The organism is Syntrophotalea sp., from assembly GCF_050253115.1.
In the GTDB taxonomy this organism is placed as follows: Bacteria; Desulfobacterota; Desulfuromonadia; order Desulfuromonadales; family Syntrophotaleaceae; genus Syntrophotalea; species Syntrophotalea acetylenica.
In genome coordinates this window covers 1-10,206 of sequence record NZ_JBFWJQ010000092.1, presented here as the reverse complement: position 1 = coordinate 10,206, position 10,206 = coordinate 1, and the positions used below count along the sequence as shown (strand labels likewise).

General features: G+C 59.1%; 10 protein-coding genes. 6 read left to right on the top strand and 4 right to left on the bottom strand.

Annotation, left to right across the window (positions count from 1 at the left end; genetic code table 11):
• On the top strand, positions 1-181 hold a 181-nt coding region (locus AB7E65_RS09840; protein ID WP_428745796.1), incomplete at its 5' end, for a hypothetical protein.
• A gap of 145 nt (positions 182-326) precedes the next feature.
• Here the strand turns inward: AB7E65_RS09840 and bioD are convergent.
• Both bioD and bioB read right to left on the bottom strand, forming a co-directional pair.
• The gene (bioD, locus tag AB7E65_RS09835) at positions 327-1,052 is read right to left on the bottom strand and encodes a dethiobiotin synthase (protein ID WP_428745795.1); all 726 of its coding nucleotides are present in this window, start codon (positions 1,050-1,052) and stop codon (positions 327-329) included.
• A complete protein-coding gene (gene bioB, locus AB7E65_RS09830) occupies positions 1,039-2,022 on the bottom strand; it encodes a biotin synthase BioB (protein WP_428745794.1) in 984 nt (327 codons plus the stop codon). Before bioB ends, bioD begins: the two co-directional genes overlap by 14 nt.
• A 283-nt stretch (positions 2,023-2,305) precedes the next feature.
• Here bioB and AB7E65_RS09825 point away from each other — a divergent pair, with 283 nt between their 5' ends.
• The 3 genes from AB7E65_RS09825 to AB7E65_RS09815 all read left to right on the top strand — a co-directional run bounded on the left by AB7E65_RS09825 (position 2,306) and on the right by AB7E65_RS09815 (position 4,021).
• The gene (locus tag AB7E65_RS09825) at positions 2,306-2,872 is read left to right on the top strand and encodes a helix-turn-helix domain-containing protein (RefSeq protein WP_428745793.1); all 567 of its coding nucleotides are present in this window, start codon (positions 2,306-2,308) and stop codon (positions 2,870-2,872) included.
• A gap of 37 nt (positions 2,873-2,909) precedes the next feature.
• Positions 2,910-3,476, top strand: a complete 567-nt coding sequence (locus AB7E65_RS09820) for a helix-turn-helix domain-containing protein (protein WP_320361192.1) — start codon at positions 2,910-2,912, stop codon at positions 3,474-3,476.
• A gap of 266 nt (positions 3,477-3,742) precedes the next feature.
• Positions 3,743-4,021, top strand: a complete 279-nt coding sequence (locus AB7E65_RS09815; protein WP_072502030.1) for an HU family DNA-binding protein — start codon at positions 3,743-3,745, stop codon at positions 4,019-4,021.
• A gap of 7 nt (positions 4,022-4,028) precedes the next feature.
• Here the strand turns inward: AB7E65_RS09815 and AB7E65_RS09810 are convergent, their stop codons facing one another.
• On the bottom strand, positions 4,029-5,696 hold the full coding sequence (locus AB7E65_RS09810; protein ID WP_428745792.1) for an Rqc2 family fibronectin-binding protein: 1,668 nt from the start codon (positions 5,694-5,696) through the stop codon (positions 4,029-4,031).
• Positions 5,697-5,926: 230 nt separating this feature from the next.
• On the opposite strand from AB7E65_RS09810, the gene AB7E65_RS09805 reads away from it, so the two are divergent.
• Together AB7E65_RS09805 and AB7E65_RS09800 are read left to right on the top strand one after the other, a co-directional pair.
• A complete protein-coding gene (locus AB7E65_RS09805; RefSeq protein WP_428745791.1) occupies positions 5,927-7,219 on the top strand; it encodes an O-acetylhomoserine aminocarboxypropyltransferase/cysteine synthase family protein in 1,293 nt (430 codons plus the stop codon).
• Positions 7,220-7,421: 202 nt separating this feature from the next.
• Entirely contained in the window at positions 7,422-7,898 is a 477-nt protein-coding gene (locus tag AB7E65_RS09800; protein WP_428745790.1) for a tRNA (cytidine(34)-2'-O)-methyltransferase, read from the top strand.
• An 809-nt stretch (positions 7,899-8,707) separates the two neighbouring features.
• Here AB7E65_RS09800 and AB7E65_RS09795 read toward each other — a convergent pair.
• Positions 8,708-10,018, bottom strand: a complete 1,311-nt coding sequence (locus AB7E65_RS09795; RefSeq protein WP_428745789.1) for a homoserine dehydrogenase — start codon at positions 10,016-10,018, stop codon at positions 8,708-8,710.
• Between the last annotated feature and the right edge of the window lie 188 nt (positions 10,019-10,206).

Here is a 10,206-nt window from a genome sequence, read left to right as displayed (position 1 = left end):
GTTCACAGAGGGGAGGCTTTCATTTACTCCCGGTACTGTCAAACTTTACAAGTCCCCCGGCAGAGCCGGGGGGTTTCCTATCGCACTAAAAGCTTTTGATCTCAGCTTTCAGTTCTCAACCTTTAACTTCAATACCGCCGAGCGGGCGGAAATGATTCGCTACGCTCAGATTTCCGCCTAATTCGCCCGTCGGCCACTGCACTCCGGCGGCGTCACAAGGGGGAATAGACGGTAAAGAAAGTATGCCGGCTGCCGGCCGGGACCGGCGAAGTGGAAGTAAAGGCTTTTGATCTCAGCCCTAAACCTTAAACCTTGAACCTTGCCCCCTACCCCCCGCACCCGATCTTCCCCAAAATTTCCATGCGGTCAAGATGAGCGGCAAGTTCCACAACCTTTTCCTGCGAGGTACCATCAACCCGGGGCAGTACGCCCCAGCACGGGGCATCGGTGAGCCGTGCGATTTCCTCGGCGGCATGGCGCTCGGCAACGCCGGCCCCAGCCGTCAGACCGCTGATAATCCAACCGGCAACCCGCAGCCCTCTTGCCTTGGCGACTTCAAGGGTCAAAAGCGTGTGGTTGACGGTCCCCAGCCCGGGCCGTGCCACGATCAACAGCGGCAGACCCAGATCCGCCGCCAGATCCGCGACCAGCCGCCTCTCGACCAGCGGCACCAGCAACCCCCCGGCACCCTCCACCAGATGGAAATCGTATTTCATCCGGTTCTGGCGAATGGCGCGCAGCAGATCGCGCCAATCGACCCGTATCCCTTCGCGGCGCAGAGCCAGGGACGGCGCCAGCGGTTCACGAAGCCGGTACGCACCGATCAGGTCGGGTTCCTCGCCTACAGCGGCCGCCCAGGCCAGCAGACGCCCATCGTCTCCCAGACCGGACGGATCGGGAACACCGCTTTCCAGCGGCTTGAATACGCCGACATGGCAGCCTTTCTGGCGCAGCAGATAAGCCAGGGCGGCACCGACAAGGGTTTTGCCAACGCCGGTATCCGTACCGGTTACAAACAAACCGGGTGGCGCCGGCATCTCAGCAACGCTCATAAGTCAGCTCCGCATCGGTCACCATGCGCAGATCGTCGGACAGCCGGCGGCCGGAAGTGGTCAGGTAATCGCCAACCATCATGCCGCTGGCGCCGGCCAGAAAAATCCACGACTGGTAGTCACCAAGGGTACGGCCACGGCCGCCGCAAACCGTCAGATGCCGATCCGGCATCAGATAACGGAACAGGGCAATGATCTTCAAGGCTTCCATCGGCGGCAGTGGCCGGGTATCCGCAAGAGGGGTGCCGGGTACAGGATGCAGAAAATTGATCGGCACCGAATCGACATCCAGATCGCGCAGCGTCAACCCGAGTTCAAGTCGCTGTTCCTGGCTTTCTCCCAGGCCGAAAAGGCCTCCGCAACAGACCTTCATGCCCGCCTGTTTGGCGGTGCGAACGGTTTGCAGATCTTCTTCATAATCATGGGTGGTGCAGATCCGTGGAAAAAAGGACCGCGCCGTTTCCAGATTGTGATGATAGGTGACGCAACCGGCATCGGCCAGCGCGCAAGCGGTCGCGGCATCGAGGATCCCCAGGGATGCGGAAGGCGCAAGGCTGGTGGTGGCACGGATCTCGCGCAAGGCTTCAAGAATGCTCTCGAGTTCGGCACCAGGCAAGATGCGGGCGCCGCTGGTCACGATGCCGAAACAGCGGGCCCCTTCCCTGTCGGCCCGCTGCGCCTCGGCCACGATCCGCCCCGCGCTTTGCAGGGGAAACACGGGAGCATCGGTCCGGTAATGGGCCGATTGGGCGCAAAATCGGCAATCTTCCGAACATTGCCCGGACTTGGCGTTGAGGATCATGCACAACCCGACCCCCTCACCGCAAAAGGTTTCCCGCAGCTGCTGTGCGCCGGCCAGAATCCATCCCAACTCGGCACCGCCCGCACGCAGGATGCGACGCCCCTCCTCCGCCGTCAACCGGCCGCCGTCCGCAATGCGACGCACCATGGCAACAATATTCTCAGGCATAAAACACACTCCCTCTCACCTTTCACCTCTCACCTTTCACCTTTCACCTCTCACCTCTCACCTCTCACCTTTCACCTTTCACCTTTCACCTTTCACCTTTCACTTCAGCCCTTCGGCCTCCAACCCGGCATTATCGGAAACGGCACCCCAATTGTCAACATCGAGCCAAAGCATGGTTAACATATCGGCGCGGTCTCCGGCAAAACGGTTCAGGCGCATTTTATTGACAGGCGGGATAACCCGGTGTTAAAACTTGATGATTCTCCAGGCAAGGCAGGTACCGGTGATCAAAACGCTTATCGGCAAAAAACTCAAGGCGACACGCCTCGGCAATGGATTCACCATCCAGGAATTGACGAATCTTTCCGGTGTGTCCGCCAACATGATATCACGCATCGAGCGCGGCCTGACGGTTCCATCCGTCAAAATTCTGATGAAACTCGCCTCGGCCCTTGGCATGAGCATTGGCTACTTTGTCGAGGAAGCCGAAAAAAGCTCCACCGCGATTTTTACCAAAAAGGGCCAGGGCGAACCGATCTTCTTCTACAAGGACAAACACCAGATCAGCAGCCTGACACAGGGGCTGCGCGATCCAAGCTTTACCGTGCTGCACGACGTTTTGGAGGCGGGATGCAACAGCGGTGGCGGCCACATGGTGCATACCGGCGAGGAATTCGTCATGGTGCTCGATGGACGGCTGGAATTCACCATCCAGAATGACCGCTACATCCTTGAAAGCGGCGATTCCCTGTCCTTCAAAGCGTCCTTGCCGCATCATTGGTGCAATCTTGAAAACGGCCCGACGGAAGTTCTCTGGGTCGTGTCCCCCGCACCCAATATTTCCCAGTGAACCGACGCCGAACCAGAGCCTTTCCAGGGAGCACGCCGTGCAGCTGAAAAACCTTATCGGGAAAAAGCTTAAAGCCATTCGGCTGAAAAACAACCTTACGATCCAGGTCCTTGCGGAACGGGCAAAGGTATCCGCCAACATGATTTCCCGCATCGAACGGGGCCTGACCACGCCCTCGGTGGAAATATTGCTGCGCCTGGGATCGGTGTTCGAGAAAAGCATCAACTATTTTGTCGAGGAAGTGGAGAACACTCACGAAATCGTCCATTCCAGACCCGGGCAGCGATCCTGCACGGTATTCGACGACGATCAGAATCTGAAAACCGAATCCTTCACCGCTGGGCTGCGAGACCCCCGCTTCACCGGTTTTCTCTGCGTGATCGAACCCAAGGGCAGCAGCGGCGACGCCGACATGTTTCACCCCGGAGACGAATTGCTCTATATTTTCAAGGGGCGCCTGCAGATGACCATCGCGGGGGAAACGTTCCAGCTCGGGGAAGGCGAAAGCCTCTCCTTCAAATCCCACCTCCCCCACCGTTGGGTCAACCTGGCGGACGGGGAAACCCATGTCATGTGGATCCTGTCCCCCTTCACCACCATCTGATCGTCACTCGACCCATCGAGCGACGCGCCGCCCTCATGATCCTTCGCATTGCCAGCTTTTGCAGGCGCGGCTGCACGAATAGCCAGGTCTCATAAAATTCCATAAAATAACTAAAAATTTCCGGCAGTTATTGACAGCCTGCGGATGTCCGGATAAGGTTTGAGTAACCGTTTGCCAGAACGACGTGGCATGCCCCCTGCGGTACCGGCGCACGCGTCCGCTTGAGGAAAATATCCTATGTCCTCGATCATCGGAGGTAATACGCGATGAACAAATCGGAACTGATTGAAGCCCTGGCGGAAAAAAAAGGCCTGACCTACAAGCGGTCCGAAGAGATCGTCAACATTGTCCTGGACACCATGTCCGATACCCTTGTCAGCGGCGGGCGCATTGAAATTCGCGGCTTCGGCAGCCTGATGGTCAAGGATTACAAGGCCTATACCGGGCGCAACCCCAAAACCGGCGAGGAAATCGAGGTCAAGCCCAAAAAGCTGCCGTTTTTCAAGGTGGGCAAAGAACTTCGCGAGCGCATCAACAAGGGCTGAGTGTCGGTCACAGGCCGGACTCGCGACGGGGCGCGACGCGCACGCTGTGATATCCGGTGATGTGTACCTGTCCGGGCAGCGCCCCTTTGGGCTTGTGAACCGCGCGGCCCTCGGCTACCATGACCTCTGCAGCACCTTCCTCGCAGGCCCGGGAAAAGCCTGCGGCCAGACTGGCGGCATACAGAATATCCGCTTCCGGCACGGGCTGATCCTGGCGCGGGTTCTTGAGCACCAGGTGGCAGCCGGGGCGGTCCTTGACATGAAACCATCGATCGCCCGGACGGCACACATGCCGGACCAGGTAGTCGTTGGCGCGGCTGTTCATCCCCCAGTACAGGTCCAGACCGCCCGGGGAGAGGCCCCGGCGCAGACCGGGGTGGCCCGAAACCGGGCGGCGCTTCGGTTTTTGCGGTTGCCGCGGAAGCAGCCGCGCCTGTTGCATTTCCTCCTCCAGCACCGCCAGCTCCTCGCCGCTTCCAACCTCTTCAAGAGCCAGTTCCAGAGCTTCCAGCCATGGTTTCTCGGCAAGGGTTTCCGTGATGCGTCGTTCGATATGATCGATGCCCCGCCGCAGTTTTTTGTATTTTGCGAAAAGCCGCTCCGCGTTCGCCGCCGGCGCAAGGGCCGGATCAAGGACGATGCGCAGGGTTGTCCCCGGGTCATAAAAATTTTCCACATCGATTTCAGTCATCCCCTTGCGGACCCGGAACAGGTTGGCGGTCAGCAACTGGCCGGCCCGTTGCCATGTTTCGGCGTCGGCCGCAGCAACCCGTTCCTGGTGCAGTTTGTCCAGCCGTCTCTGCAGCCGGGACAAGGCGCGACGCACGATGCGCAGCAACTGTCCCTGTGTGCCGCTGCACCGGTTGCTGGCATCCCGGGCATAAAAGCTGTCCGCAGCCTGCGAGGCGGAGGCAAACTCCTGAACCTGCTCCCGTTTCAGGCAGACGGGCCGGAAAGCCCCCAGCCGCGGCACGCCGTCCACTTCTCCGGTCCAGAAACTCCGCTCCCCGCACCGCCAGGAGCGGACGAATTTCTCAAGCGCCTCCGTCGGATCCTCGCCGGCGGCCATACGCCCGGCAAGCTCCATGGCCAGCAGCGCCGGCATGGGATGCACATGCCGCATCAACCAGCCTGCCGCATTTTCATGCAAGCCGCCGGCATCATCGATAACGCCCCCGTCCCAAAGCGCATAGCGGCCCGGGCCTGGCGGCGGCGCGGTCCAGATGGCGCCCTTGCGCCGCGGTGTATGTTGCTCATCCCCATTCCTGCGGTGCAGCACATCGATGATGCGGTCTTGCCCGTCGCACAAGATCATGTTCGGGCAGCGTCCGTAAAGCTCCACGACCAGGCGAAGAGGCGAACCGTCCGGCCCTTCAAAGAACAGCAGCGCGATGCGGTCGCCGGGAACCTGCCGGATGGAGCGCAATGTGCTGAGGCGGGAGCGCAGCAACTGACAGAAACGCAACGGCGCCGGGGGATTGATCCAGGGGTTTTCGGTCAGATAAAGACCACTTGCGCCGGGCGCTACGCTCAGCCGCAGCCGCAGCTCCCGGCGGCCGTTCCAGAGCCGCAGAATGATGGTATCGGCATCGGGTTGGTGAACCTTTTTGACCGACGCTCCGACAATCAGCGGCGCTATCTCGGCGATAACCGCCTCGATGAACAAAACATCCATGCCTGAGGAACCGCATCCTTTGCTTGCTGGCATCCTGCCTCTCTGATATGCTGGGATCTCTCAAATCCGGTGATTGGTGACTGGCAACCGGTGATCGGCGCAAACTGTGCCGACACCGCCTGGTAGCGCTGTCCGGCAACTGCCACGTAGCTGTTTTGACCCGTCCGCAGCCAGAAATCGCCACTTGCCGCCCGACGATTTGCCATGACCTTTACCGAAGGAGTTCCGTCATGTCCGAAAAAACCTGCCACCGTCTCGGGACCAAGGCGCTGCACGCGGGTCAGAGCCCCGATCCGACCACCGGCTCACGGGCCGTTCCCATCTACCAGACATCCTCCTACGCCTTCGATTCTTCGGAGCACGCAGCACGCCTGTTCGCCCTTGAAGAGCCAGGCAACATCTATACACGGATCATGAATCCGACCACCGACGTACTGGAAAAGCGTCTTGCCGAAATGGATGGCGGCTCCGGCGCGCTGGTGGTGGCTTCCGGAACTTCGGCCATTTTCATGACCATTCTCAACCTGGCCCGGTGCGGCGACAATATCGTTTCGGGAACCTACCTCTACGGCGGCACCTTCAACCTCTTCAAACACACCCTGCCACGCATGGGGATCAACGTCAAGTTCGTCGACACCTCCGACCCCGCCAAGGTCAAGGCCGCCATCGACGACAGAACCCGGGCCGTCTACACGGAGACCATCGGCAACCCCAAAAACAACGTGGACGACTTCGAAGCGCTGGCCCGGGCTGCCCATGACCTGGGGGTACCCTTTATCGTCGACAACACCGTCGCCACGCCCATGCTGTTTTGCCCGCTGGAACATGGCGCCGATATCGTCTGTTATTCCCTGACCAAATTCATCGGCGGCCACGGCACCAGTCTCGGCGGCGCGGTGGTCGACGGTGGCCGCTTCGACTGGAGCAACGGACGCTTTCCGGAATTCACCACGCCGGACCCCAGCTACCACGGCCTGATCTACCACCAGGCCCTCGGCGCCCGAGCCTTTATCGATAAAATGCGGGTCACTCTGCTGCGTGACCTGGGCGCCTGTATTTCACCTTTCAACAGCTTTCTTATTCTGCAGGGCCTGGAAACGCTGCATGTGCGCATGCCCCGCCATTGCCAGAATGCCCTGGAACTGGCGCGCTATCTGGAACGACACCCGCAGGTGGCATGGGTCAACTACCCGGGCCTCGAAAGCCATCCGAGTCATTCCCTGGCGTTGCGCTATCTCCCCGCTGGACAGGGAGCCATCCTCGGTTTCGGCATCAAAGGCGGCGTCGCAGCCGGCGCCCGGTTTATCGACAGCGTCAAACTGGCCAGTCACCTGGCCAATATCGGCGACGCCAAAACCCTGGTCATCCACCCGGCCAGCACCACTCATCAGCAACTCTCACCGGAAGACCAGATAGCCTCCGGCGTGAGTCCCGATTTCATCCGCGTATCGGTCGGCATCGAGGACATTGAGGACATCAAGGCGGATTTCGATCAGGCGCTCAGAGCCAGTGTCGCGGGGTGAGGTTCGAGGGGAAAGGTTCGAGGCCCGAGGCCCGAGGCCCGAGGTTCGAGGTTCGAGGGCAAAGGTTCAAGGCCAAAGGTTCGAGGCCAAAGGCCAAAGGCCAAAGGCCAAAGGTTCAAGGCCAAAGGCCCGAGGCACGAGGCACGAGGCTGGAGGCTGGAGGCTGAACAATCACAATCCTGGGACAAATGATACGTGGCATATGACGGATTCTTCTTTTCATATTGTTCTTGTAGAACCGGAAATTCCGCCGAATACGGGCAATATAGCGCGTCTGTGCGGCGCTACGGAAACGGTACTGCACCTGGTGGGAAAACTCGGATTTTCCCTTGATGACAGATATCTGAAGCGGGCGGGACTCGACTACTGGGATGTTATCGACATTCGCACCTGGGAAACGCTTGAAGAACTGGAAGAAGCTTTTCCGGAGGGCCGGTGGTGGTATACCTCGAAAAAAGCCGGCCGCTGCCATGTGGAGGCCGATTTCAAAGCGGGGGACTTGATCGTTTTTGGCAAGGAAACGACAGGCTTGCCCGAAGAACTTCTGGCGCGAAATCCAGAGCGATGCATCCGCATTCCTATCTTCTCCTCCCGGGTGCGCAGCCTCAATCTGTCCACCGCCGCCGGCATTGTGTTGTACGAAGCATTGCGGCAGACCGGGAGGTTGGTTAGGGGGTGAGGGTCACGGTTCGCGGGACGCGGGACGCGGGACGCGAAAACCTTGCAGGTTACACCTTTGTGACGCCGCTGGAGCGGAGTCGCCAGACGGGGGAAATAGACACTGCGAGATTGATTTAAAACGGCGCAGCCGTTTTATTCCCCCTTGTGACGCCGCCGGAGTGCAGTGGCCGACGGGCGAAACAGGCGGAAATCTGAGCGTAAGCGAATCATTTTCGCCCGCCCGGCGGGTGCTGCACGGAGGGAACCCGCCGCAGGCGGGCCAGGAGCTGGGGTGCCCTTTTTCTGTTTACTCTTTTTGGGCAAGCAAAAAGAGTAAAGCGCCGTGCGGGGGCGCCACCCCGCGGTATTGAAGTTAAAGGTTTAGAACTGTAAGCTGTAAGCTGCGAGCTGTAAGCTGCGAGTTCAGGTCAAAACCTTTTACTTCCACTTCGCCGGTCCCGGCCGGCAGCCGGCATACTTTCTTTACTCGTCTAAAGAAAGTATGGAAAGAAAGGACGTAGGGTCGGCTATCGCCATTATGACAGGCTCTGGCTCTTAGAGAACTGCCTGATGGCACTGTCGCTGCGAATCCAGAACGTTTCATCTGCGTAGGGCTTTTACGTAACTTTGGCGCATCGCCAGTTTTTCAGTGGGGCTGTTGCGGAAACCGACGCTGCTGGGTTGGTTTGACGGCAAACCTGGTTTGCCGTCTTTTGCCCCTTGTGACGCCGGCGGGCTGTTGAAGTTCGAGGTTAAGAAAAACACCGACAAAAAAAGCGCCTGTACAGGCGCTTTTTTTGTCTTGAAACCGAATATTTCCCGATTCCCCTATTCCATCTCGCTTTCGATACGAATGAAATGGCTCGGCTCGCGAACCACATCGAGCTGATCGATTTCGGCCAGGGCGTCGTTGATCACCGCCTCGGTCGCCTCGTGCGTCATGATGACAATGGGCACGGCCTCCCGTTGCTTGCGCTCGGGCTGAATCATGGAGGCGATGCCGATGCCATAGCGGCCCAGGATCCCGGAAATTTTCGCCACTACGCCGGGTTTGTCGAGGGCGGTAAAACGCAGGTAATACTGGCTGACGATATCCCGCATGGGTTTGACCGGAAGTTTGACCATAGCCTCCGGCAGATAGCCCATGGCGGGCGTGCGGCGCCCGCCGCCGGCAAGTTGATTGCGGGAAATGGCCATCACGTCGCCCATGACCGCACTGGCCGTCGCATCCATACCGGCACCCTGCCCGTAAAGCATCACCGGCCCGACAAAATCCCCGACCAGGCGCACGGCATTGAACACGCCGTCGACATCGGCGAGGGGATAATTGACAGGGATCATGGTCGGATGAACACGGGCCTCGACCTGGCCGTTTTCACGCTTGCCAATGGCCAGCAGCTTGATTTTATAACCGAATTCCTTGGCAAACTGGATATCCAGCGGCGTGATTTTACTGATCCCTTCGATGGATATATTTTCCAGGTCGATGCGGGTACCGAAACACAGCGAAACGAGAATGGCAAGCTTGTGCGCGGTGTCGACACCCTCGACATCAAAGGTCGGGTCGGCTTCGGCATAGCCCTTGGCCTGGGCATCCTTGAGCACACTGGCAAAATCGGCTCCCTCGTTGGTCATGCGGGTCAGGATGTAATTGCAGGTGCCGTTGAGGATACCGAAGATGCAGCGGAAATTATTGGCGCAGAGATTTTCCTTGATGGCCGAAAGAACCGGGATGCCGCCACCCACGGAGGCCTCAAACATGACATCGACACCTTTGGCCGCGGCGGCGGACAGGATCTCTTCGCCGTGTTTGGCCAGCAGGGCCTTATTCGCGGTCACGACATGCTTGCCCTGTTCGATGGCCTTGAGAACAAAGCTGCGGGCGGGCTCATAACCTCCGATAAGCTCGATGACAACGTCGATTTCAGGATCGGTCAGCACCTGCATGGCATCGGTGGTGAGAACGCCGGCATCGACCTTCACGCCGCGGTCGGTGGTGATATCGAGGTCGGCAATACGCTTAAGCGTCAGGCGCGCGCCAAGCCTCTGTTCCATCACTTCCGCATTGTTCTGAAACACCCTGATTACCCCGGCACCGATGGTACCGAAACCCAGAAGACCAACGTTGAATTCTTTCATAGCTTCTCCATATAAAATCTTCCGTCATAAAACATCCTGCAACGAAAAAATATCCAGCCATTCCGTCACAGGCCAGCACAATCCGCGCACCGCAAAACCGGTTTTGCCCAACCCTGTCCCCCACGGCATGCACGGCATCGCGAACAGACATGGAGACCGCGACATCCTCCGGAAACTCATCAACAGGC